Origin of the sequence: Reichenbachiella sp. 5M10, assembly GCF_002742335.1 — a bacterium.
In the GTDB taxonomy this organism is placed as follows: domain Bacteria; phylum Bacteroidota; class Bacteroidia; order Cytophagales; family Cyclobacteriaceae; genus Reichenbachiella.
In genome coordinates this window covers 1,174,674-1,200,094 of the sequence record NZ_MDGR01000007.1, presented here as the reverse complement: position 1 = coordinate 1,200,094, position 25,421 = coordinate 1,174,674, and the positions used below count along the sequence as shown (strand labels likewise).

Sequence of the window (25,421 nt, the reverse complement as noted above, 5' to 3'; positions counted from 1 at the left end):
ATGATTCTGTTTCTACCAATTCCCGAATGTGATCATTCGGACTCTATACGTATGAAGACAAAGATAAATTACCTACTCGCCCTATTCGTGCTACTGATGGCTTGCCAACCCAAAGAAAGCACGACTCCTACCACCCCTGACACCATCACTTTTCCCGAAAGGGCTGCCAACATGACCGTCTATGAGGTCAACATACGCCAAGCCACTCCAGAGGGTACACTCGAGGCATTTGCGACTCACCTCCCTCGTCTGCAGCAACTCGGCGTACAGATGCTATGGATCATGCCCGTGCAGCCCATCAGCCTCGTCAACCGCAAAGGCACCCTCGGCAGCTACTATTCTATCGCCGACTATACGGCTGTCAACCCAGAGTTTGGAAGCATCGATGATTTCAAGGCGCTCGTCCAAGCCGCACATGCACTAGACATGGTCGTCATCCTCGACTGGGTGCCCAACCACACGGGATGGGACCACCCGTGGATCACATCGCATCCCGAATACTACGCCAAGGACAGCGTAGGCAATATCGCACACGAAGCAGACTGGACAGACATCGCCCTACTCGACCACACCGTCACTGACACTCGCCAGGCGATGATCAACGAAATGAAATACTGGATCGCAGAGACTGATATAGATGGATTCAGGTGTGACCATGCGGCCCATGAGATACCGATGTATTTTTGGGAAGAGGCTACAGACGCACTAGACCCGATGAAAGACCTCTTTTGGCTCGCCGAATGGGACGAACCGAGGCTACACACGACATTCCATGCGTCCTACTCGTGGGAACTACTGCACCTCACAGAACATGTCGCCCAGGGCGAAAAGAATGCCAACGATATCGCGGCATTCATCGACAAGGACATGGCGCTCTACGGACGTAGACCCTTTCGCATGACGATCACCACCAACCACGACGAAAACTCATGGGCAGGCACAGTGTTTGAGCGCTACGGACAGGGGCACCAGGCCTTTGCGACCTTCATTTTCACCGCCTATGGCTTCCCGATGATCTACAACGGCCAAGAAGTAGGACTAAACAAACGCCTCGAGTTCTTCGAAAAGGACAGCATCGACTGGAGCGATCCACTCAACCTGAGTCCCTTCTACCAGTCCCTCGTCTCCCTCAAGCGCGACAACCCCGCACTCTGGAACGGAGCCTACGGAGGTCAGCCCTTCCGTATCAACGAAGGAGAAGCAATATACGCCTTCAAACGCACAAAAGACGACAACCAAGTCATTGGCATCATCAACATGACCGATCAGCCTGCAGCACTACAACTCACCGACAGCAGTGTCTATGGAGACTACATCGACTACTTCACCCAAGACAACTACCAGTTGTCCGACAAGCAAACCTTGACCTTGAGCCCTTGGCAGTACCTGATATTCATCCAAAATCAATAAACCATGAATCAAACCACAGTCAAACCACGGCTCAGCCTCCTCGATGCATGGAACCTCAGCTTTGGGTTCTTAGGAATACAAATTGGTTTTGCTCTACAAAATGCCAACGCTAGCCGTATCCTACAAGCCTTCGGTGCAGACACCCACGAGCTCTCTTGGTTTTGGATCGTAGCACCCTTGACAGGACTCATCGTACAGCCCATCGTGGGGCACTACAGTGACCGCACATGGACCAAGCTCGGACGTAGAAAACCTTACTTCCTCACCGGTGCTTTGTTGGCAGCCTTTGGATTGATTTTCTTGCCCAACGCAGGATTACTCACTTCCATCCTACCCGCCCTATGGGTCGGGGCAGGCATGCTCATGATCATGGACGCTTCGTTCAACATCGCCATGGAGCCTTTCAGAGCACTCGTCGCAGACATGATGCCCAGTGACCAAAGAACACTGGGATTCAGTGTCCAGACCGTCCTCATCGGGATCGGTGCAGTATTCGGATCAGCACTCCCCTACATGATGACCAACTGGATCGGCATCAGCAACGAGGCGGGATTAGGAGAAGTCCCCCTTAGTTTGATCCTCTCCTTTGTGGTCGGAGCGATCGTCCTAGTCGGTAGCATCATGGTCACTATCCTGACCACCCAAGAATTCACCCCAGAGGAGCTCCGTCGCTACACCAGCGAAGAGCCCGCAGCAGCTGACCACCAAGGCAGCCTCCTCGACATATTCGACGACATCCGTCAAATGCCCACCGTCATGAGACAACTAGGCGCCGTACAGTTCTTCTCATGGTTTGCATTTTTCGGACTATGGGTATTTGCGACCCCTGCCATCGCACACCACATCTATGGCCTACCACTCTCCGATAGCAGCTCCAGCAGCTATCAAAATGCAGGAGACTGGGTCGGTATCCTATTTGGCGTGTACAACGGCGTCTCAGCGATCTACGCCTTCTTCTTGCCTGCCATCGCCCAGCGAATCGGGCGCGTCAAAACACATGCCATCTCCCTCATCATCGGTGCACTAGGGTTCCTCTCGATCTACATCGCTCCAGACGAAAACTGGCTCATCCTCTCCATGGTGGGGATCGGTATCGCATGGGCGAGCGTACTGGCCATGCCCTATGCTATCTTGATCGGCTCCATTCCTTCCCAAAAAATGGGCGTCTACATTGGTATCTTCAACCTATTCATCGTGACACCACAGATCCTCAATGCCCTCATCGGAGGCCCCATGGTACGCTACTTCTACGATGGCAACCCGATCTATGCCTTGATGACTTCTGGTGCATCCTTTCTCATCGCAGCAATCCTCTGCCTGAGAGTCAAAGACAAATAGTTTTTTAGTCATACATATAGTAATCTTTCACGCACCGCAGGACCCAATCGTTCTGCGGTGCTTTTTTTCCATCGCCCCATCCCTAGTATCATTGTATACTCCTATCAGGATTTATCTAAAACCTGTCAAGTCTTTCTAGGACGACCTCTTATTTGCACTTTATCTATATAGAATTATAATTTATTTATATGTAATTGTAATTTCTCTATACCGATTTGTACTTTATCCATATTCAAAATCAATTTCTCTCCTTCCATTTGTACTTTCTCTACAGCGATTTGCAACATCCCTACATGGATTTATACATTCTCCACACACACTTGTACATTCTTTGGATCAGACGATGTAGTATAGAGGAGATTTGTTTTCCCGATACATGTCTTCATGCGAAATCACCCACAAGTCCTTACTTACTCTTTCAGAAAAATGAGTTGATCCATAGAATGATCGCCTTGATATTTTCACCAATATGGTTAAAATTGAGCCTGAATTAAATCAAACCAACACATGGCATCAGGATTATTTGCACTATTAGATGATATCGCCACGCTCATGGACGACATGGCCGTGATGAGCAAAGTAGCCGCCAAAAAAACCGCAGGTATACTCGGGGATGACTTGGCTGTCAATGCCGAAAAAGCATCGGGTTTTGTCTCCGATAGAGAACTGCCCGTCCTATGGGCGATTGCCAAAGGATCCTTGCTCAATAAAATCATCATCCTGCCCTTCGCTTTTTTGCTCAGTGCTTTTATGCCCAAGGCGGTGACAATCATATTGATCTTAGGCGGACTGTACCTGGCTTTCGAAGCAGCAGAAAAAATCTATGAATTTTTCGTCCCCCATGCACACGACAAACTCCCCGAACTGACCGACGACTTGACCGCAGAGCAGCTTCTTGCTATGGAGAAGAAAAAAATCAAATCCGCTATCTTGACAGATTTCATCCTATCTGTGGAGATCGTCATCATCGCACTCGGATCGGTGGTAGACTCCCCCATCGTATCGCAGATCCTGATCGTGTCTATCATTGCTCTACTCGCTACGGTAGGTGTGTACGGTATCGTGGCATTGATCGTGCGCATGGATGAGTTTGGCTACCGACTCATCGCTCTCAACGAACAAAACGACAGTTTCTCTGACAAACTAGGGAGGATACTCGTGAAAGCGCTCCCTGTGATCATCAAGAGTATGGGGGTAATCGGCACAATCGCACTGATCACCGTATCGGGTGGCATCTTCGTCCACCACATCGACTTCTTGCATCATCTCCTCCCTTCGTTCCCTGGTATCGTACGAGAAGTTCTAGCCGGTTTAGCATTGGGCTTTGTGGTATTCCTTGTCGTATCATTAGTCAAGAAACTAAGAAAAACTAAAAAGGGATAATTTCAGTTTTCCTGTTTTTCTTATAGATCTATGCTAGGGGTCCAAAGGACTCATGTTCTCCCTGTAGTCTCATGTATCTCTCGCAAGTCAGATTCAGATGCATGTGATTTGACATCAATACCTATCACCAATTCCTTTTCCTTTTTGACAACAGCTCATACTAGTCTCACACAATCCCTCAAAAACATACAAAACAACCGAACTTGAACAACACGTAGACAGGGCCTATCCAGAGCCACCCTCTACTTCTATTCCCACTTCTTTCCCGATTCCTTCCCAATTGTTTCCTGATTCATGTTTGAGATTTATTGTTTCAATAATCCAAAAACATGAAAAGAAACACGCTACACTTATTTGTCCTTCTACTCACGATAGTTCACTCCTATGCTCAATCTCCTAAGGTACACCATGCCGAGCCGCTGCATGTAGACCTAGTACGTGACTTGGGGGCACGTCAGGGAGAACAAGAAATCAACTTGGGATGGGAAGTATCTAAAAGATCAAATTACTACGTACACCAGAATTTTGTAGAGTATGAATTTGCCCCAATAGACCGTCTAGCCTTTGAGGTGGAGATCCCCTTCGCACTCTACCAACCCAAAAACACAGAACCCACACCCTCTTCCATACCTGACAACCACATAGAAGGGGTCAAATTGGCTTCTCAATACACTTTCTTGGTATCTCCCCCGCTACAATTTTCGATGGCGGTAGGCTACATGCAGGAGTTTGAGCTTGGTAGTAGACACCCTTCTATACAAGGATACGTCTACCATCCCTTCTTGGTGGTAGCCAAACGCTTTGGCAAGCAATGGCATACGCTCTTCTACACAGGCCCCAAATGGTCCTGCGACCTTGACCAAAACACCGAGACACGAACCATCGCCAATCTGAGCCTACACTATACAATCCCACGAACCTCCTACCTCATAGGTCTAGAGTGTGATAGCGAGTGGCAAACCGAACTTCATGCAATCGTGCTTTACCCTCAAGCCAAACTACACATCAGTCAACCCTTGATGCTAGGGGTACTCATGGGCATCCCACTACAGCAGAGCTACAGTCGACAGAGTTTCATGCTACGATTGATCTACGAACTGTAAACAACCCGTCCACTGAACCCATTGCCCTGTCCTACGTCCAAACCGATCTACAATCAAAAAAATAACCACCCAAATTGTCGCGATTTTCAATACTTTACCTATTTTTAAAATTCACTTGCTGACACTTGATCTTCGAAGTGAATCATTTTGAACCAACCCACTGATCGCACCATGTTTCAACCTATAGCTCAACACCCGCCTACTACTTTGCGCCCAGTTGACATACATGCGACTAGTCCATGGTCGGGCCTAAAAAATGCAATCCACACTGACAATCATCAATACCCCTAACCACAAAACAATGGAGACCAGCGACCATTCCAAAAACGGGGCGTCATCGAAAAGCCTTATGAGTAGAAAACTATAAAACACAACTTATGAATTGGTATTTAAAAGTATTGAAACAATATGCAGACTTCAGTGGTAGAGCCAGAAGAACAGAATATTGGATGTTCATTCTGTTCAACATGATATTTTCAACAGTAGCGATGGGCTTGGATTACCTCATCGGGTCTTCATTGGGAGGCATGTCCTACGGTATGCTGTACATGATCTACTCCTTGGCAGTATTCATTCCATCTTTGGCAGTGACCATTCGAAGATTGCATGATGCGGGCAAAAGTGGCGCCATGATCTTTATCGCATTGATTCCGATTATTGGTAGCATTTGGCTCTTAGTTCTCTTGGTATCAGACAGCGACGGTGACAACAAATACGGTCCAAACCCAAAAGGTGTAACTCTCTAAACTTACCCTTTGATCAACAAAAAAGAGCTATCTCACGTGTACTGGGATAGCTCTTTTTTGTTGATTTTGTCATCTCTCCTGCGCGAATACCCGTTAACCTACATCTAGATCAAACAACTAACATCATGACAGACGCATGGCAAAAACGGTGGGACGATAGATACAGCACAGCTACCTATGCATATGGAGAAACTCCAAACGAGTACTTCAAGGCTCAACTCGCCAAATTAGAGCCTGGGACTATTCTTCTTCCTGCCGAAGGAGAAGGTCGAAACGCTGTATTTGCAGCCAAATCAGGCTGGAAGGTCTCTGCATTCGACATCAGTAGCGAAGGAAAAAACAAGGCGCTACAACTGGCTCGTACCCACAACGTGACGATTGACTATGCCATAGGTGAGTTGCCCAAACTAAACTATAGCAAGGAACAATTTGATGCCATAGCTCTGATCTATGCGCACTTCCCCGCGGACCTCAAATCAGACTACCACAAACTACTCGTCAACTGCTTGAAGCCTGGAGGCAAGATCATCTTCGAGGCTTTTAGCAAAGCACATCTTGAATACCGAACGAAAAACGAGAAAATAGGTGGACCAAGAGACATTGAATCACTGTTTTCAATAGAAGAATTGGAGGCAGATTTTGAACACTTCGAAAGCATAGAACTGGAAGAGCGCGAAATTGAACTAAAGGAAGGATTGTATCACAACGGCAAAGGATCTGTGGTTAGATTCGTAGGTAGAAAATTGTGAGCATCCAAATAGAAAGCAAAAAGCCCTAAACCAACAGGGTTCAGGGCCATTTGCTCCAATAATGATTCTTAAGACTACTTCAAGATCGCTTCGATGGTTTCGAGTTCTTGAGTAGTAAAGGCCGTGTTCTCTAGCGTCTCCAAGTTCTGCTGAAGCTGACGGACACTGCTCGCTCCGAGCAGGACAGAGGTCACCACCTCATGTCTCAGCAACCAAGCAATTGCCATCTGCGCGATAGATTGTCCACGTTCGTCGGCCAGTATTTTCAATTTTCTGACTTGATTGATTTTCTCCTCAGTGACTGCATCCTGCTGTAGATGCCCTGTCTCACGTGCGGCACGCGAATCCTTCGGTATCCCATCTAGGTAGCGATCTGTCAGCATTCCTTGCGCCAAAGGTGAAAACACGATTGTCCCCTTACCGAGCTTCTTCAAGGTCTCCAGCAACCCATCCTCTACCCATCGATCAAACATCGAATAGCGAGGTTGATGAATGATAAATGGCGTGCGCAATTCTTTGAAAATTTTCTCTATAGCCTCTGTCTGCTGGGGTTTATAGTTAGAGATCCCTACATAGAGTGCCTTGCCTTGCTTCACCAACTGATCCAATGCCAGCGCCGTCTCCTCCACTGGTGTCTCGGGATCAGGGCGATGGGTATAGAAGATATCGACATACTCTAGTCCCATGCGCTTGAGCGACTGATCGCAAGACGAGATGATATACTTGCGGCTGCCCCAGTCACCATAGGGGCCGTCCCACATCGTATAGCCTGCCTTGGACGAAATGACCATTTCATCCCTCAAGCCACCAAAATCCTGCTTGAGTATCTTTCCAAAGTTCTCTTCGGCCGACCCTGGAGGGGGGCCATAGTTGTTGGCCAAATCAAAATGTGTAATACCTTGATCAAAGGCGAACTTGAGCATTTCACGGCAGTTTTCATAGTCATCTACATGACCAAAGTTGTGCCATAGCCCGAGTGATATCTCGGGCAAAAACAGACCTGAATCGCCACATCGGCGATATTTCATCTTGTCGTATCGGTTGGTATTGGGTACGTAAGTCATCTCCTAAAATTATTGATGTTTCAAATTCCTTTTGGATAAAAATAGTGTTCTAGCTGTCCGATTGCACTACGGACATCCTGCCAGTCACCAAGCTGCAAACTAATCACAGCTACCCCACATGTGGGAATATTCTCTATGTTTTCTGCGGTCAGTTGGTTGACAAAATCGGTAAAGCCTGGATTATGTCCAAAGAGCATGACGGATTGGGTACTAGGGGACAACTGGGACAACACGGCTGATATCTCGCTCGGCCCTGCATGAAACAGTGCACTCGTCTCTCGTACCTGATGAGGCAGCGTACCCAGTGCTTGGGTAAAGTAATCTGCTGTCTGCCGCGCGCGTATAGCCGTACTCGTCACCACCATGTCAGGACGATCCAGGTATCTACAGAGATACTCCGCCATCCTTGGAGCATCCCGCATCCCACGTTTGGCCAATGGCCGGTCGTGATCCGTGAGGCTAGCATCGTCCCAGCTTGACTTGGCATGACGTACGATGATGAGTCGCTTGATGGACTGCCCTACCATGTTTACTTCTTCTTTTTCTTCTGCTCAAAAAAGGCCGTAATCTCAGGCAAACTCATGCTGTTGAGGTTGTCTTTGGCCGTCAATCCACCTTTACGTGCCACTTGCAGCCCGTAGTACATGTCTTGGTAGCCATCCATGCGGTGTGCATCGGGATTGATGCTCAGTTTGACACCCTTTTCCAAGGCATAGTCGATCCATCGCCAATCCATGTCCAAGCGATAGGGACTCGCATTGATCTCTATGACCACTCTTGTCTCTGCACAAGCTTCAATGATGGCTTTGTGATCGACAGGATAGCCTTCGCGCTGCACCAGCAAGCGACCTGTCATGTGACCGAGAATAGTCGTGTGTGGATTATATATGGCTTTGAGCAAACGATCGGTAGCCTTTTTGACATCCATATTGAGGCCTGAGTGTACAGACGCCACGATGAAATCAAATGACGACAAAATCTCCTCCGAGTAATCGAGCGAGCCATCTGCCAAGATATCCGACTCGATCCCCGAAAAAATCTTGAAAGGAGCCAACTCCTCGTTGAGTTGTTTGATTTCCTCCTGCTGGCGCGCTACATCAGCATCCTGAAGGCCTCCAGCATAGACCGCTGTCTGGCTGTGATCCGAAATCCCCAGATACTCATACCCCAACTGCCGGCAGTGCTCTGCCATCTGGCGCAGCGTGTGTTTGCCGTCACTGTAGGTCGAGTGGTTGTGCAATATCCCCTTGAGATCTGACATCTCAATCAACGCAGGGATTTGGTCATTTTTGGCCCATTCTATTTCCTTCAAGCCTTCTCTCAATTCGGGTACGATATACTTCATTCCCAACGATTGATACAACTCTTCTTCACTTTCGAAAGGCCTAATCAAAGACGATTTGATTGTTACTTGATCCGCGATGGGCATATTGATGTGACGAACTGACCCAGTCGTCTCGACCAGCCTCTGGACAAACTTGTCCAGACTCGTCAAGTGTAGTTTGAGAGGGGCTTTGATCCCAACATGACGACCATACCATGTCGTAGGTCCTGATTTTTTTTCTTCTTCACTCAATACCTGTAGGGCATTGAGTGAGGTACGTAGCGCATCGAAATCCTCTGCCGCTACGACGATCTCCACCAAGTCGATGACTTCCATCCTGCGACGCATCTGTCCCGATTCGGAGCAAGACTGTACTTCCTTGAGTCCTTCTATCGCTGACACCAAATTTGCGATCGCTTGATCGATGTTCCCATATTTTTCTTTGTATTGATTCGAAATCAAAAACGCCACTGCGGCCTTGAGTGTTTCTTGGGATTTTTCTGCAAACCCCTTGAGACTAGCGACTTTGCCTTGGAGACACAGTTCCATGAGCTGCTCTAGGGTTTCGGCTCCCCCCTCTTGCCAGAGAACGGCGACCTTTTTGGGTCCAAACCCCGAAATCCCCAACATCTCAACCACTCCGGCTGGTGTCATTTCCATGTACTTGTCGAGGTTATCAAACGACCCTCGCTCTAGCAAACCAGAAATATTAGTGGCCATGCCTTTGCCAATACCATCTATGGCGAGGATTTCGTCGGTACTCAGCGTACTGAGCTCCGCGTCCAAACCTCCCACCACGTCGGCAGCAGATACGTACGATCTAGTTTTGAATGGATTCTCCCCGTGCAGCTCCATGAGTTGAGCGGCCAGTTTTAGACTGTTTTTTATCTCTGAATTGTTCAAATCGACGATTTTAATTGAAGGCATAAAGCTACGAATTGCCCAAGGCAATTACTTAAAATATGACGGTAATAATTATCATTGTGCCCACACATCAAAACAACAAACCCCTTGGGAGTAGTCATCAAGCAAAGCAGCATTTCTGGAATCGTCACCTACCTCGGTGCCTTCATTGGCTTTGTCAACACCGTAGTACTTTTCCCCGCATTTCTATCCACAGAGGAAGTCGGATTGATGCGTGTCTTACCCTCTATTGCGTTCATGTTGCTACCTATGGTCCAACTCGGCGCGACTCAAGCACTCATCCGCTATGCGCCAGAATTTAAGAAAAAACCTGAAGGCCTACCGCAGCTACTCGGTCTCATTGCTATCGGTGTACTCATCGGTGCAACACTCGTAGCTACCGTACTCTTTGCCTTCCAGAGACAGTTTGTCCGAATGTTCGAAGAGAATGCTGCACTCATTAACGACTACTTGTATGCTATTGCTGCCTTGATTTTCCTCGTCGGCCTCTATTCGTTTTTCGAAACCTACTGCCGTGTCTTGCTCAAAATCATCGTGATGAATGTCATCAAAGAGATCTTGCTCCGTGTGATGACAAGTATCCTGGTCTCCCTCTATTTCCTTCACTATCTCAGCCTAGACGGAATGATCAACGGGCTGATACTCATTTATGCTGTGAGTTTAGCCCTCCTGATCGGATACATCGTCTACTTGCGTCAGTTTCGGTTCACATTTCGCTTTGACACCCTCGACCCTCAGCAGATCAAAACCATCGCCAACTACAGCTTATTCAGCATGGTCGGGGCGAGTGGCACCTACATCATACTCAACATCGACCAGCTGATGGTATCCAATATGCTCGGGCTAGAAGCCAATGGAATTTACACCACTTCGTTCTTCTTTGCGGTGATGATTGAGCTCTCCAAGCGCGCCATCTTGCAGATCACTACCCCACTGATCTCCGAGTCCTTCGAAAACAACCGCCTAGATGAAATTCAAAAAATGCACCGTCAACTCTCCATCAATCAAATGTTGGTTGGCTCTTTGTTTTTCATCGGTATAGTAGCCAACCTAGACAATATCTACGCCCTCATGCCCAACGGAGACATCTACGCTGCAGGCAAGTACATCATCATTCTCATCGGTATATCCAAGCTCATCGACATGACGTTTTCAAACAACAACGTGATCATCGTCATGTCCAAGCACTACCGGTTCAATGTCGTATCAATCCTATGCCTATCGGTCCTACTGATCTTACTCAACTGGCTCCTCATCCCGCTATACGGCATCAATGGGGCTGCCTTAGGGACTTTGATCGCGGTTGCTGTATTCAATCTAGTCAAGATGATTTTCATCAAATGGAAATTTAACATCACACCGTTTACCCTCAATACCGTCAAAATGCTGGCCATCTTTGCGGCAGTATTGCTACCTGCACTCTACATTCCACAGCTCCCCAACCCCTACTGGGACATCGTGCTACGCTCTAGTTTCATCTCTCTCCTGATGGCCATACTTGTCTTGTCCTTTCGGGTATCAGCAGAGGTCACGGGTATTTACAACAAGTACATCCGACACAAATTGCCTGGATATCGAGCCTAATCCCTATATCACTTTGCCTCTCTTCCCGATTCCCGTGTCAAGACAAACACTGCACAGCTGGACAGATTCACGTATGTTACATAAATATGAAATTTTGAACGAAGCACGCTCAACTTAGCCTATAGCTCAACAATTGGACTCGCTTATTGATGAATTTGTAGTAAAATATGGTTTACTTTGGGCACCAAAACAACTCAACCCAAGCAGTTAATTTTAAGGGCAAATCTTATAGAATTTTAATCTATGAAAAAAATCGCAGTATTTACATCTGGTGGAGATTCACCAGGAATGAACGCCTGCATCAGGTCAGTAGTACGAAGCGCCATCTATCTCGGTCTAGATGTATATGGCATCAAATATGGGTACGACGGGATGATCAGAGGAGAAATCACCAAAATGGAATCACACTCTGTCAGCAACATCGTGCAGACAGGAGGCACCATCCTCAAATCAGCCAGAAGTGAAGAGTTTCGTACCAAAGAAGGAAGAAAAAAAGCATACGAAAACCTCAAAAAACACGGAATAGAAGGCATCATTGCGATCGGTGGTGACGGTACTTTTACAGGAGCCAATTTGTTTTATGACGAGTACGGCATCCCTGTGATCGGAGCTCCTGGTACGATTGACAATGACCTCTACGGTTCGGATTATACGATTGGTTTCGATACAGCAGTCAACACAGCCTTGGATGCCATCGACAAGATCAGAGACACTGCCGCTTCTCACGACAGAGTGTTTTTCGTAGAAGTGATGGGACGTCACAGTGGCTACATCGCTATCCAATCAGGTATCGGAGGCGGTGCAGAGATGGTCATGGTACCTGAGACTTCTACCACAATCGACGATGTAATCGACAAGCTACGTGAAGGCAGAGACAACAAAAAAGGATCGTCTATCATCGTAGTAGCAGAAGGTGACGCACAAGGTAGTGCCCACGAAATCGCTTCTAGAGTCAAAGCACACACTCCAAAGATGGACATCAAGGTGACCAACCTTGGACACATCCAGCGTGGTGGTGGACCGACTGCCTTTGACAGAATCCTCGCTTCGAGACTAGGACTCGCTGCAGTAGAAGGTCTCATGAACGGTCAAAAAGGAGTAATGGTCGGTGTGATCGACAACAAGATCACCTACACCAACTTGAAACTTGCGATCTCTAAATCTAAACCGTTGAACCAGGAATTGGTTAGACTAACGAAGATATTGAGTATCTAGAAAACTCCATCAAACACATAAAAAAAGGGGGATCAGTTGACTAATCCCCCTTTTTTTATGTGTTTTTCTTCTTATCGGCCTAGCAGTGCATAGCCAATAGAAAGCTGAAACATCGCGTTTTTCATCGATTCGATATCTGACGCTTGAGAGTCTTCCACTACATCTGTGAACCCTTTGACATATCTCGCAGTGACATTCAAGTTGAAAGGCAAGTCTACACCTACACCTGCTGCGATAGAAAAATCCGTATCTGTCGTTTGTCCTTTGAGGTCATCTGCTATTCCTTCATAGTCCTCTGACACGACAATCCCAAACTGCGGACCTGCATGAATATTGAACATTTTCAAGAAATTGAACCGAACCAAAACAGGGATTTGCAAATAGTTTGAATTGATGGCTCCTTTGGCTCCATCGACGCTGATATCAGCTCCTTGTACCGAATAGTAAGCTTCTGGCTGGATACCTATCGGCCCCAACTTGATGTGAGCATAAGCACCAAAATGATACCCTGTCCGTGTATCTGCTACATCATCGTAAGACGCACCATTGGATACTGCATCTACTGTAGCAGAGTTGAAATTCAAACCCGCTTTCACTCCGAGCTCCAACTGAGCTGCTGAATCGAACGAAACAAGAGCTACCAACATCAAAGTGCTCATTGCAATAAATTGTATTTTTCTTTTCATGTCTACTTTGTATTTAGAGTTTAATCATGATGAGAATCCAATCTCACCTGCCAATAATACTAAAACATAGACATTTTATTGTGTCGGCTTTCTTAATAAATGTCAAAGCCTACAGAAATTTGGAACTGTCTGTCGCTGAATTGCGAGGATTGGATGGGCTGTAGATAACGAAAAGACAAATCAAAACCACTGGGTAACGAAAAGCCAGCCCCAACCATACAGGAGGAAGTCATATGCTTCTGTAAGCTCTTTGAGACATCCTCATTGTAGGCTTTATCCAAAGGCACTTCGGCCTGAAACCCTCCTTGTATATAAATAGGCTTGGCTATGTGATACTTGGCTAGCACGGGAAATTGCATCTCTCGAATTGTTATTGTCGACTGGTCATACTCGGCGCTGCGAAGCGAGTACAGGCCCTCTGTCTGGAGCGTCCATTTTTTCGAAACATCGTATTTGACATACAACCCTGCGTGATAATTCTGCGCGACATTCACAATCTCAGAACTGAGTTCCGATACATTCAACCCTCCCTTTATTCCTACATTGCTACGTTGTGCCATCAACTCTCCTGCCACACAAAACAACAGTACGACCAATACTCCCCCTACTATTTTCATTGCTTGTTTCCTCTTTTTCGTATGATTCGCTCTTTCACAGCGGACTTTTACAAATAGAGTGCCACTTTCAAAACAACGCATAGGTTTGGGCCAACCGCATAAGACCAAAACGCCACGATCAGAAGCGTCGAGAAATCAACAAGGTCCCGTACTTGTGTCTTTGGCCTCCATATACTTCCTTGCCGAGTACCGACCATAGGGCATGAAAATCAGTCTTACCTCCACTCAGCATAAGTCCAACAGTCTGAGTCACCACCCAAGGCACGGCTTCCTTGACAAAGGGAGAGTTTTCTCCTATCCAATTGCCCTCGATCGTAGCATCGTAAAACACACGTGAGATTTGTGTACGGGAGTAAAAGTATATCTCCTGGAGTTTCTTGGTTCGCTTCCCGCTCGAACCTACCCGGCTATACGTCAAAGTACTCTGGTGCTGCTCCAACTGCCGCCCTAACCGAAACATCAAGCCTACATCGGAGGCATTGCGCACACTGCCGAGTTGCAAATTGATGGCCGAAAGCATAGAAAAACCGGCAGTATGAACCCACTCGCGCTGTAAACTTGCAGAAGCATCCACCACTGGGGAGTTGTTGATTTGATACTCTCCCCAACCTCTCGGTCGTACCCAACCAAAAGCCTGATGCAAGCTATACTGGACCTTGCCCGTATGAGTAGCTGATCCCATCCACCCAAGATCCAACCCTAAACTGAGCGCATTCTTTCCCCAAAAAGTAACCATATCGCTCTCTACATACAGTAGTCCAGCATAGGGCCGATCGATTTCGTCCTCCTCCTCTCCCTTGAGGTTGTAAGGATTGTATATCTTAGAAACAAAAGAAAAGCTCCACAGTGACTTGTGCAGCTGATTAAATCTCAAGGGGTTGTATGCCCAAGTATTCGCTCTAGGCACCTGACGATAAGTCAAAAATAGGCCGTTGGTATAATAACGGTCCCCTGCATCAAAAAACAGCAAATCATTGTCAAACTGAAAGCTGATTTCGTGTCGCGTCAACGAATCATTTTGAGCAGAAACACTCAGAACTGCACACAACAAAACAAGGGTAAAAGAATACTTCAAGACAAATTTGATCAGCGTAGAAAATTAGGTAGCTGGTTTCATATTGATAAACTCAAAACTGTAGTAAAATTGTATCAATGAAGCTGGATTTCATAAAAAAACTAGAAGAAAGGAAAACCAAGGACAACCTCCGCTCGCTGACCACTACTCCTACTACTCACATTGATTTTTCCTCCAACGACTACTTGGGGCTGAGTAGATCCCGAGAATTATTCGACCGGATCAATAGCTACTCCTACGAAGGCATCACGACACTCAACGGGTCAACAGGCTCACGCTTGCTTGCTGGCAACTCGGACGTAGTAATGCAATTGGAGTCCAAACTCGCACGGCTATTCGATGGAGAAGCAGCGCTACTTTTCAACTCTGGCTATGTAGCCAATCTCGCGTTGATCTCTACCCTACCACAGCGTCAGGACACGATCATTTACGACAGTCTCTCCCATGTTTGCATCAAAGAGGGGGCTCAATTGAGTCATGCCAAGAGCTATTCGTTTCGTCACAATGACCCCAATGATCTGGAGACCAAACTCAAGAAAGCACAAGGCCAAAAATATGTCATCATCGAATCGATCTATTCCATGGATGGTGACATGGCACGCTTCGATGACCTCATCACCATCTGTCAACGGTACGAAGCTAAACTCTTGGTAGACGAAGCCCACGGCACGGGACTATATGGCAAACAAGGCAACGGCAAGGTCTGTTCACTCAACCTACAAGACCAGTTTCTGGCTCGTATTTACACCTTTGGCAAAGCCATGGGTGTACACGGTGCCTGCATCATCGGGTCCCAAGCATTGATCGAATATCTCATCAATTTTGCGCGCCCTTTCATCTACACCACTGCTCTCCCTATTCATAGTCTCTATTCGATCGAAGCAGCGTTTGACTATCTCTCCGAGCAGCCAGCTATGCAAGAACAAATCCAAGCAAAAACCCATTACTTCAATCAATACTTCGACCAACAAATCGGCTCCAACCCAGAATGCTCCAAAACAACTAGTAGTACCCCCATCCAGCCCCTCATCATACCTGGCAACACCCGAGTCAAAGCCCTCTCTCATCAACTACAACGAGAGGGGTTAGACGTCCGAGCCATCTTGTCACCAACCGTACCCGAAGGATCGGAGCGTCTCAGAATCTGCCTCCACCTACACAACACACAAGCAGACATCAAGAATCTAATCGATACCCTATCTTCGCAACTATGACAGCTACCAAACGATACTTCGTCACAGGCATAGACACAGACAGTGGCAAATCCGTAGTGAGCGCCGCGCTTGCCCAAAAACTACAGGCTGATTACTGGAAACCCGTACAAGCAGGTTTTCCTACCGACAGTGAGACGGTTCGATCGCTGATCGACGAAAGCCTCACCGTACACCGTGAGGGAATCATACTACAACTGCCCATGTCTCCTCATGCTGCGGCCAAAGCAGAGCACCTCACTATCCGACGGGATCAAATCATACTACCCAAGACAGATAACACCCTCATCATCGAGGGAGCAGGAGGACTGATGGTCCCGCTCAACGACCATGATTTCGTAATCGACCTAGCCGACGATTTTGACGCGGAAGTCATCCTCGTCTCTCGCAATTATCTGGGTAGTATCAACCACACGCTGCTCTCGATCGCATATTTGCAGGCCCGTGGATTCCGCATTGCCGGCATCATATTCAACGACGAGACCAACACCGAAAGCGAGTCTTTCATACTCAATCATTCTCAGTTGCCCTGTCTGGGCAGAATCCCCAAACTCGACCAAGTGACTCCCGAAAGCATCGCGTCACTGGCCAACAAAATTGATATTTCATGACCACACAAGAACTCAGCACACAAGACAAGGACCTCATCTGGCACCCCTTTGCGCCCCTACTTTCACCATTTGAATACATCCCGTTAGATTCGGCCAAAGGGGTCTACCTCCATACCTCCGACGGCAAAACAATCATCGATACTGTCTCCTCTTGGTGGGTCAATATCCACGGTCACTCCAATGAGACGCTAGCCAAAGCCCTCTACGACCAGGCCATGCAGATGGAGCACGCAATCTTTGCGGGATTCACTCATGAGCCTGCCGTTCGCTTGGCCCAAAACCTCATGACACTACTCCCAGAAGGTTTCTCCAAGGTATTCTTCTCGGACAACGGCAGCACATCTATCGAAGTAGCCCTCAAGATGTCACTACAGTACTGGTACAACAAAGGCAACACCAACAAAACCAAAGTCGTAGCACTAGACGGAGCCTATCATGGAGATACTTTCGGGGCGATGTCTGTCAGTGGACGTGGGGGGTTCACCGCTCCGTTTTTTCCTTTCCTCTTCGAGGTGGATTTCATTGATTTCCCTACCGAAGAAAACAAGGAGCAAATCTACCTACAATTTGAAAAACTGGTCGCACACGAAGACTGTAGTACCTTCATCTTCGAACCCCTCATCCAAGGATCTGGCGGCATGCGCATGTACTCTCCAGAGATACTAGACAGGCTGATCGCCATAGCCCAGCAGCACGACGTAATCTGTATCGCAGACGAAGTGATGACAGGGTTTGGACGTACTGGCAAAGTGCTCGCTACAGACCACGTCTCGCACAAACCTGACCTGATTTGCCTCTCCAAAGGCATCACGGGAGGCACTATGCCTCTGGGCATCACCGCGTGCAATGCCAAAATCGAAGATGCATTTCGCAGTGACTCCTATGCCAAAGCGCTACTCCACGGACACTCCTACACCGGCAATCCACTCGCCTGTGCTGTCGCCAATGCCAGCTTTGAAATATTCACAAGTGACACCTGTCAACAAAACATCCAGCGTGTCCATACCAAACATCTGGCTTTCGCCGAAAAGCTAAAAGCATATGACAACATCGAAAAAATCCGTGTACAAGGAACGATCATTGCATTCGACCTCAAAGGATTCGGAGAAACAGGATATGAAAGCAGTGCGAGACAAAAAATCTACCCCTATTTCCTCGAAAGAGGCATCCTGATCCGCCCTCTCGGCAATGTCATCTACCTGATGCCTCCCTACATCATCACAAACGAAGAGTTGGATACGGTCTATCAGGAGATCTTGACTTTTTTGGCTGATCATTAAGTGCACTCCCCATGTCTATCCTGTCACAGACCTTCCGATTCTCTTTTCAGAAAAAGTACCGCCGATGGCGTCTGCTGTTGGCGCTATGGTGTGTGATGGGGTTGCTATGCTACATGAGTGTATGGATACCTCCTCGAGACTTTTGGCCTGCTTCATTGGTCAGTTATGCCATTCCTGGCGTATGGCTGGTCAATTTCTTACTGGCCTTGACATTGCTTTTTGTGCGGTTAAAGTTCGTTCTCTACCCAGTAGCTATGATGATGATCGGAACGCCTTTCATCCAAGAGACTTTTGCCTACAACAGTCCCCTCCCAAGTACGACAGAAGAACTATCCATTTTGAGTTACAATGTCAAGCAATTTCGCAAGCCACATGGCTATGACTCCTTCTCCACAGCGCTGATCCAATCGGTGGTCGCTGATGCTACTGAAGTGAAATGCTTCCAAGAATACAGCACAAACCCCAAATGGGAGGCTCTAGATGTCACAGGACAAATGGAGAAGCAAGGCTATCATGGCTGCACCTTTGCAGCAAAAATCAGAGGAAACGACCACAATCCAGGAATGGCGATCTTTTCAAAATCTCCTATTCTCAACTCTGGGCAAGTGTGGAACAGTCCCAGGTCCAAAAACGGAGGGCTCTTCGTCGATATAGCCCCTATTAAAGACACAATCCGCATCTACAATGTTCATCTCGCCTCGATGCACATTGATTTGCAACAATACAAAAAAACAGGACATTATGGTCAAAAAATCCTCTACCTTCTGCAGGCTCTCAAAAATGGAGCCGTCAATCGCTCTGGGCAAATCGATGCGCTCGTCACGCACACCCAAAACTGCCCTTACCCATTCGTGATTGTAGGAGATTTCAACGATACACCGTATAGCTACAACTACCATCGCCTCAAACACCACTACACCAATGCATTCGAAGCAGTCGGTTCAGGATTTGGATTCAGTTTCAACAGCCTCCTGTTCTTCCTTCGGATTGATCACCACTTCACCGGCAATGGCCTAAAAGCTCGCTCATTCGCAGTGGACCGCAGCATGCGAATCTCCGATCACTTCCCGACAAGAGCACACTACGCCCTTCCCAAACATACAGATTAGTTGTCTAGACGTACCATGTATATTCGAGCATCGTCCTCGAGCACCTCTCCGTCTTTCATCGCGATGAGTATGTCATCCTGCATCATCCAGTACTCCTCGTCACTGGTCTGAAAACTATCTGTGTCACTGATGACCAACTGCCCATCCCTGTTGATCTCCCACCGAGCTTCCTCGATTTCAGTATCTGAATCAAATGCCGATACATACACCATGCAGCGATTGTCTGGTAAAAATTCAAACCGAATATCCAATTCATCTAGTATGCCATTGACAAAAGACCCCGTGGCTTGCAAGATCACACGCGCAAAGGCGTTGTCTTCGTCTTCCATCTCCTCCTCCAAAAACTCCTCTCCCAAATCAATTTTCAATTGCCAAACCCCATTCAAGTCTCTGGTTTTTACTTTTTTGGGTTGTGCCTCTACGACATAGCATGCCAGGACAAATACAAATACTCCGATGATACTTTTCATTATTATTTCTTTAGTTCAAACATATATTGACAGGTACTATGCATTGCAAGATACATAACAAATAAGAATACTCCATTCACAAAAAAAGGTTTCATGGAGCAACGAAGGACTGCTCCATGAAAGCCAATGAATCACAGCATAAACCCACGCCAACAGGCTGAAAACGGAAAAACACCTCTCTTCAAGAGAATTTCACTACAAGTAGCGATTGCGATAGCCACATTCATAGAGGTACATTTGCACCCTATTTATATCAAGTCTAAATAAAAACAATGTCTAAATCAGCGAGTTTTATATTACTCTTTCTACTCATCACCACAATCTCCGTCGCCCAATCTATCTCTGGAGTCGTAGCAGATGCGGATGGAGGAGCACTACCTGGTGCTACAGTCATGCTGCTTGGCAGCAGTGCTGGAGCGGCAGCTGACATAGATGGCAAGTTTCTCCTCCAAGACCTCCCCAGTGGCAAACACAAAATCCGTATCACAGCGATTGGTTATGAGCCTATCGTACGCGAGCTCATAACCAGCCCCGGCAAAACCACGCATGTAAACATACAACTCCAAGAAGGGGCAACCAGTCTTGATGAAGTGACCATCGTCGCAAAATCTGAAGCCACACAAGTTCGCGAACAAGCCTATGCTGTCTCCGTAGTGGAAGCCAAAGCCTTCAAAAATGCGAGTCAAGATGTCAACCAAATCCTAAACCGCGTATCAGGAATCAATATACGCCAGAGTGGTGGCATGGGCTCAAACTTCAACCTATCACTCAACGGGCTCTCCGGCAACCGTGTTCGGACCTTCATCAATGGTGTACCCATGGATTATTTCGGTTCATCACTCAGCCTCAACAACTTCCCTGCAAACCTCGTCAGTACCATCGAGATCTACAAAGGCGCCGTACCGATCCACCTGTCCTCTGACGCACTCGGAGGTGCCATCAATATCATCACGGATTCTCGACCGATCGACTACTTGGATGCCTCATATTCTTATGGTTCGTTCAACACCCACACCGCTGCAGTCAATGGTCAATGGCATCACGAAAAAACAGGACTAACACTTCGAGTCAAGTCATTTTACAACTATTCGGACAACGACTACCCCATAGACATCAATATCCTCAACACTGAAACGGGCAAACTCGACGAACAAACAACCGAAGTACGGCGCTTTCATGATGCGTACAATTCCAAAATGATATGGGCCGAAGTAGGCGTCATGAACAAAGCCTACGCAGACGAGCTAATGGTCGGTGTAGTACTCTCAGACAACTACAAGGAAATACAACAAAGTCCATTTGCCACAGGCACCTCAGCCTACCCTGTCGGCGAAGCTACATCCCAGTCAGACATCAAAATCATGAATTTATCTTATAGCAAAAAAGACTTGCTCGTCAAGGGACTCAATGCACGAGGATATGCCGTGTACTTAGACGCCAACGAGGAGTATCTGGACATTAGCCCAAACCAATACGACTGGTTTGGCAACTACACTCCAGACGTACACACAACCACTGGAGAACTCGGGCGCAAAACCCACTTCTACCTCAATCGCAAAAATCTATTGGCCAACGCCAACGCAGAATATGCGATCAATCCACAGCACAACCTCTCGATCAACTACTCACTCAACCGCCTAGAGTTGAGTGGACACGACGACTATCAACCCCAAAACAATACACAGTTTAGCAATCCCAACAACGTCACCAAGCAAGTGACTGGCCTTGGGTACACTAACAAAGCTTTGGGTGACAGGTTAAGCACCACGTTGTTTGCCAAAGGCTACAACTACCTGATTCAAACCAACATCGCCAGCTACGACGGTACCGAAACCGAATTTTTAGAAAATAAAGAACAACGCATGGGGTATGGATTTGCCACGACCTTCTTTTTGAAAGAAGGACTACAACTCAAAACATCCTTTGAAAAAGCCTACCGTTTCCCTGAGTCTTACGAGATGTATGGAGATGGCCTCAATGTCATCCCTAACCCCTCTCTGGTACCCGAGTCAAGCTTCAATTACAACTTGGGATTCCGTTTCAATTCACTCCCTCAGCGAAGCAACCGCTACACGGTAGAAATAAACACCTTCGTCAGAAACAGCAAAAACTATATCCGCTTTGAACCCCAACTAAACCGAAGCACCTATGTCAATGACAGAAGTGTCCTCGCCAAAGGCATAGATCTAGCTACTCGCTACGCACTTCGAGAGCGATTTACCATTGGTTTAGGAGTCACCTATTTGGACCTGAGAAACAATGACAAGAATAATTCTCTCTACGGTGATCGTCTACCCAACGAGCCCTACCTATTTGGCAATTTGATCATGACCTATAGCATCTCCAACCTCTTGAGCTCGCAAGATCAACTGACCTTCAGCAATACCAATCGCTACGTACATGATTTCTACCTCAAGTGGCCCAGCCTAGCCGCCTCTGGCAAATCGGTTATTCAGCACCGACTGACCAACGACCTACAGATGACCTACAGTATGCAAGACGGGCGCTACAACCTATCCCTACTGGTCTCCAATGTCCTTGACACCAAAGTCTACGACAACTTCAACCAACAAAACCCTGGAAGAGCATTCAGCATTAAAATCAGATACTTTATTAGCAATTAATTATTAGAAATAAATCATGAAAAAACAAATAGTAAACCTAGCAGCTAGCGTACTCAGCGCAGCGATCGTTTTGACATCATGTGTAGAAGACGATGGTGCCAGTGGATCATCTGGTGCAGAATTCATCGTAGGTATAGAAGCAGAATCAGGAACAGACGTATTGGTCAGCTCGGACGATTTGTCCACGGGCACGATCACACCCATCGACAATGGAATCGAACAACCAGCATGGATGTCCTTCTACCAAGTAGGCAACACCTTGCTCGCCTGTGGATACTCAACCGACAACCTCACTACTGGCTACCGCATGGTCAATGGTGTCTTGACAGACGTCGGGTCGTTCATCACTGAGCTCGGTATCTATGGAGTAGTCGAAGTAGATGAAAACACGGCCATTCTAGCCGGATTGACACGATCAGGATACGAAGACCGAATCTTCTACACCATCGACCTAGAAAGCATGTCCATCACCAGTCGTACCTACACGCGTATCGACGAACGTCAAGACGAAGGTCTCGTGGCTTGGCCAACAGGCATGAGAGTTCTTGGCGACAAGTTTTATGTAGCCTACCAACTCAAAGGATCAGGAGAGGATGAAAACGTACCGGCTTCATCTACACCTAACTCTGATCAGGCACGTGTAGCGGTATACTCATATCCTGAGATGGAATTTGAGAAAATCATGACGGATGACCGCACCTCAGATATCGGTGTATACTCAGGCGAAAACGCCCTGATGGAAACAGAAGATGGTGACCTATACACCTACTCTACTTCGGCCTTGGCCAATGGGTTTTACCCAACACCAGACAACCCCTCTGGTTTTTTGAAGATCGAAAACGGAACCACGGAATTTGACGATAGCTACTTCTTCAACTTCGAAGAAGTAAGCGGCGGATACAAACTCAACAATGCCGTCTATGTCGGCAATGGCAAAGCAGTCGTAAGAATGGCAAAAGAAGACGACACCAACCAAGATTACCTCTGGGCCACCTACAAACCTACTATTGATCCAGATCTCGCAATTTGCGAAATGGCAGTAGTAGACATGGAAGCCAAAACATTCTCTAAACTTGACATCCCTGCTCACGGGGGCGAGTGGGGCATGGCAAATTTGACCAAAGACGGTAAAGTGTATGTCAACATCAGCAACGCTGATGAAGCCTACATTTACGTCATCGACCCGACGACAGCCACCGCTCAAAAAGGAGCCAAAATCGAAGGAAACTGGACCAAAGGTTTCGCAGCACTTTAATCATTCTTATAAATAGTTGAATCCCGATGGGCACATCGCACCGTCGGGATTCTTTCAATTTTCACTCCTCACCCATGAAACACACAATCCTATTCCTCACACTCCTACTATCGAGTGTAGCTCCTTCATTCGCTCACTTCATGTGGGTAGAAACCAATCCTACAGGACATATCGACCAAAGCCAAGAAGTCCGTGTATTCTTTGGTGAATATACCTACGGCGTGTTTGAAAAAGTCGGAGAAGAGTCTTTCAACAAAATGGCAGATTTTGACCTTTGGGTAGTGAGCCCTTCGGGTAAAAAATCCACCCTCAAAACAACGGCAAAAGAAAACGCTTATGTCGCTCAATTCACTCCAACCGAAAACGGTACCTATACAGTCATCCTCGACAACAACAACATCGAAGTAATCGACTACACCAAATATGATTTTGGAATATTCAAAACACACTACCACAGCGTCGTACCTGTACAAGTTGGCACAAACATCACCGACTCGGTCTTGCAAAACGAAAAAGGACTGGCAATTAAAAAAATAGCCACTAACGACGATACCGTCCTGCTACAGGTCTTCTTCCAAAACAAACCATTGGCCAAAAACGAACTTACGGTATTCGTTGCTGATCAGTGGTCCAAAACACTCTATACTGACGAAGATGGCAAAGTCTCCTTTGAACTCCCTTGGGATACCAAATACATCGTCGAAACCACGACCAAAGAAGAAGTCCCAGGCAAATACAAAGGAGACGCTTACGAATTTGTTTGGCACTGTGCCACCATGCCTCTACTTCTTCATTGATCAAGTGATATCCTATGAACAGACGGCTTGCAAAATTCAGCAACATACAGCTCTCGGCAATACGCACACCGAGTCCTAGGTGCTACGCATTAGATGGTGGGCAAGAAAGTCATCAAGACTCTCGGACCAACAAGCCCCATAGAAACTGAAACAAAGCATCTCAACTGTATGGATACACACTTCTAACTTTATAAACACAGCAAAATGGTAACTCTCAATTTGATCCTCATCTGGATCAGTTTTTATCTCTTCTATTTGACCTCTACCAGAGTACAAATAGACCGCTCCTTGTCAATAGAAAAATGGATGCACAACCATGCACCCATCGCGAAGACTCTCGGTGCTATTTTGATGTGTTTATCACTTGCACTTTCTATCGTTCTGTGGGGCACGGGTTCTGGCAGCCTGTTCTTTTTCGTCATGCTTATGACCATAGGGAGCTTGGTGACCATCATCAGTCCTCTCCGCATCCTCACCTACCTATCGATCTGCATCCTATCCGCCTTGTCCTTTGTATTCGAAATCATACTGCCATAGCTCATGCCTGCAAACCCCAAGTACCTCACGTCATCCATTCACCAACGTGTAGCTAAAATATCCGCCGCTATACTCGGTGGCTACATCCTCAGTACAGTCACCCACCTCGCATTGGCCAGTTGGTTTGACAAGGCCACCATATTGATCACTGCTACTTACTCTGGATTCATCCTTTGGGCCATCCTGATGATCATCGCCTTCATTGGCAAAAACGGTTGGATAACCTGGGGCATCTACCTCCTCCTCTCAGCCCTATGCGTCGGCATACTCTATTTAGGCATCACACTCCACTCTGCTACAGTCATCTAA

General features: G+C 47.0%; 24 protein-coding genes. 17 read left to right on the top strand and 7 right to left on the bottom strand.

Annotated features, from left to right (window positions below):
• Window positions 1–51: 51 nt before the first annotated feature.
• The 6 genes from BFP72_RS04985 to BFP72_RS04960 all read left to right on the top strand — a co-directional run bounded on the left by BFP72_RS04985 (window position 52) and on the right by BFP72_RS04960 (window position 6,729).
• Window positions 52–1,410, top strand: coding sequence for an alpha-amylase family glycosyl hydrolase (locus BFP72_RS04985; protein WP_099598094.1), 1,359 nt, complete (start codon window positions 52–54; stop codon window positions 1,408–1,410).
• A 3-nt stretch (window positions 1,411–1,413) separates the two neighbouring features.
• Window positions 1,414–2,748, top strand: a complete 1,335-nt coding sequence (locus BFP72_RS04980) for an MFS transporter (RefSeq protein WP_099598093.1) — start codon at window positions 1,414–1,416, stop codon at window positions 2,746–2,748.
• A 507-nt stretch (window positions 2,749–3,255) separates the two neighbouring features.
• Complete coding sequence (locus BFP72_RS04975; protein WP_099598092.1) at window positions 3,256–4,131, top strand: DUF808 domain-containing protein; 876 nt, start codon at window positions 3,256–3,258, stop codon at window positions 4,129–4,131.
• Between the two features lie 329 nt (window positions 4,132–4,460).
• On the top strand, window positions 4,461–5,234 hold the full coding sequence (locus BFP72_RS04970; protein WP_099598091.1) for an HAEPLYID family protein: 774 nt from the start codon (window positions 4,461–4,463) through the stop codon (window positions 5,232–5,234).
• A 377-nt stretch (window positions 5,235–5,611) separates the two neighbouring features.
• Window positions 5,612–5,980, top strand: coding sequence for a DUF805 domain-containing protein (locus BFP72_RS04965; RefSeq protein WP_099598090.1), 369 nt, complete (start codon window positions 5,612–5,614; stop codon window positions 5,978–5,980).
• Between the two features lie 125 nt (window positions 5,981–6,105).
• Entirely contained in the window at window positions 6,106–6,729 is a 624-nt protein-coding gene (locus BFP72_RS04960) for a bifunctional 2-polyprenyl-6-hydroxyphenol methylase/3-demethylubiquinol 3-O-methyltransferase UbiG (RefSeq protein WP_099598089.1), read from the top strand.
• A 74-nt stretch (window positions 6,730–6,803) separates the two neighbouring features.
• Here BFP72_RS04960 and mgrA read toward each other — a convergent pair whose 3' ends face one another.
• Genes mgrA through BFP72_RS04945 form a run of 3 tightly spaced genes read right to left on the bottom strand, consistent with a single transcriptional unit; the run spans window position 6,804 to window position 10,044 of the window.
• Window positions 6,804–7,793, bottom strand: a complete 990-nt coding sequence (mgrA, locus tag BFP72_RS04955; RefSeq protein ID WP_099598088.1) for an L-glyceraldehyde 3-phosphate reductase — start codon at window positions 7,791–7,793, stop codon at window positions 6,804–6,806.
• A 20-nt stretch (window positions 7,794–7,813) separates the two neighbouring features.
• Complete coding sequence (locus BFP72_RS04950) at window positions 7,814–8,320, bottom strand: histidine phosphatase family protein (protein ID WP_099598087.1); 507 nt, start codon at window positions 8,318–8,320, stop codon at window positions 7,814–7,816.
• Window positions 8,321–8,322: 2 nt separating this feature from the next.
• Window positions 8,323–10,044: a DNA polymerase/3'-5' exonuclease PolX gene (locus BFP72_RS04945; protein WP_099598086.1), complete on the bottom strand. Its 1,722-nt coding sequence runs from the start codon at window positions 10,042–10,044 to the stop codon at window positions 8,323–8,325.
• Window positions 10,045–10,128: 84 nt separating this feature from the next.
• On the opposite strand from BFP72_RS04945, the gene BFP72_RS04940 reads away from it, so the two are divergent.
• A complete protein-coding gene (locus BFP72_RS04940) occupies window positions 10,129–11,625 on the top strand; it encodes a lipopolysaccharide biosynthesis protein (protein ID WP_158233290.1) in 1,497 nt (498 codons plus the stop codon).
• 243 nt (window positions 11,626–11,868) lie between these two features.
• Window positions 11,869–12,840, top strand: coding sequence for a 6-phosphofructokinase (gene pfkA / locus BFP72_RS04935; RefSeq protein ID WP_099598084.1), 972 nt, complete (start codon window positions 11,869–11,871; stop codon window positions 12,838–12,840).
• Window positions 12,841–12,911: 71 nt separating this feature from the next.
• Here the strand turns inward: pfkA and BFP72_RS04930 are convergent, their stop codons facing one another.
• From BFP72_RS04930 to BFP72_RS04920, 3 genes are all read right to left on the bottom strand, one after another.
• Entirely contained in the window at window positions 12,912–13,526 is a 615-nt protein-coding gene (locus tag BFP72_RS04930; RefSeq protein WP_099598083.1) for a porin family protein, read from the bottom strand.
• 92 nt (window positions 13,527–13,618) lie between these two features.
• Window positions 13,619–14,143: a porin family protein gene (locus BFP72_RS04925; protein ID WP_158233289.1), complete on the bottom strand. Its 525-nt coding sequence runs from the start codon at window positions 14,141–14,143 to the stop codon at window positions 13,619–13,621.
• A gap of 118 nt (window positions 14,144–14,261) precedes the next feature.
• Window positions 14,262–15,191: a lipid A deacylase LpxR family protein gene (locus BFP72_RS04920; RefSeq protein WP_221406476.1), complete on the bottom strand. Its 930-nt coding sequence runs from the start codon at window positions 15,189–15,191 to the stop codon at window positions 14,262–14,264.
• 104 nt (window positions 15,192–15,295) lie between these two features.
• Between BFP72_RS04920 and BFP72_RS04915 the strand changes: the two genes are divergently transcribed.
• Genes BFP72_RS04915 through BFP72_RS04900 form a run of 4 tightly spaced genes read left to right on the top strand, consistent with a single transcriptional unit; the run spans window position 15,296 to window position 19,429 of the window.
• On the top strand, window positions 15,296–16,432 hold the full coding sequence (locus tag BFP72_RS04915) for an 8-amino-7-oxononanoate synthase (protein ID WP_099598080.1): 1,137 nt from the start codon (window positions 15,296–15,298) through the stop codon (window positions 16,430–16,432).
• Window positions 16,429–17,040, top strand: a complete 612-nt coding sequence (gene bioD / locus BFP72_RS04910; RefSeq protein WP_099598079.1) for a dethiobiotin synthase — start codon at window positions 16,429–16,431, stop codon at window positions 17,038–17,040. Before BFP72_RS04915 ends, bioD begins: the two co-directional genes overlap by 4 nt.
• The gene (gene bioA, locus BFP72_RS04905; RefSeq protein WP_099598078.1) at window positions 17,037–18,320 is read left to right on the top strand and encodes an adenosylmethionine--8-amino-7-oxononanoate transaminase; all 1,284 of its coding nucleotides are present in this window, start codon (window positions 17,037–17,039) and stop codon (window positions 18,318–18,320) included. The genes bioD and bioA overlap by 4 nt, the downstream gene beginning before the upstream one ends.
• Before the next feature lie 11 nt (window positions 18,321–18,331).
• Window positions 18,332–19,429 carry an endonuclease/exonuclease/phosphatase family protein gene (locus BFP72_RS04900; protein ID WP_099598077.1) on the top strand — a complete coding sequence of 366 codons (1,098 nt, stop codon included), beginning with the start codon at window positions 18,332–18,334 and terminating at the stop codon, window positions 19,427–19,429.
• On the opposite strand, the gene BFP72_RS04895 is transcribed toward BFP72_RS04900, so the two are convergent.
• A complete protein-coding gene (locus BFP72_RS04895) occupies window positions 19,426–19,899 on the bottom strand; it encodes a hypothetical protein (protein ID WP_099598076.1) in 474 nt (157 codons plus the stop codon). The genes BFP72_RS04900 and BFP72_RS04895 overlap by 4 nt on opposite strands.
• A 272-nt stretch (window positions 19,900–20,171) precedes the next feature.
• Between BFP72_RS04895 and BFP72_RS04890 the strand changes: the two genes are divergently transcribed.
• The 5 genes from BFP72_RS04890 (at window position 20,172) to BFP72_RS04870 (ending at window position 25,421) form a co-directional block, all read left to right on the top strand.
• The gene (locus tag BFP72_RS04890; protein WP_099598075.1) at window positions 20,172–22,523 is read left to right on the top strand and encodes a TonB-dependent receptor; all 2,352 of its coding nucleotides are present in this window, start codon (window positions 20,172–20,174) and stop codon (window positions 22,521–22,523) included.
• A gap of 16 nt (window positions 22,524–22,539) precedes the next feature.
• The gene (locus tag BFP72_RS04885) at window positions 22,540–23,778 is read left to right on the top strand and encodes a DUF4374 domain-containing protein (RefSeq protein ID WP_099598074.1); all 1,239 of its coding nucleotides are present in this window, start codon (window positions 22,540–22,542) and stop codon (window positions 23,776–23,778) included.
• 74 nt (window positions 23,779–23,852) lie between these two features.
• A complete protein-coding gene (locus BFP72_RS04880; protein WP_099598073.1) occupies window positions 23,853–24,575 on the top strand; it encodes a DUF4198 domain-containing protein in 723 nt (240 codons plus the stop codon).
• Between the two features lie 204 nt (window positions 24,576–24,779).
• A complete protein-coding gene (locus tag BFP72_RS04875) occupies window positions 24,780–25,112 on the top strand; it encodes a hypothetical protein (protein ID WP_099598072.1) in 333 nt (110 codons plus the stop codon).
• A 3-nt stretch (window positions 25,113–25,115) separates the two neighbouring features.
• Window positions 25,116–25,421, top strand: coding sequence for a hypothetical protein (locus BFP72_RS04870; protein ID WP_099598071.1), 306 nt, complete (start codon window positions 25,116–25,118; stop codon window positions 25,419–25,421).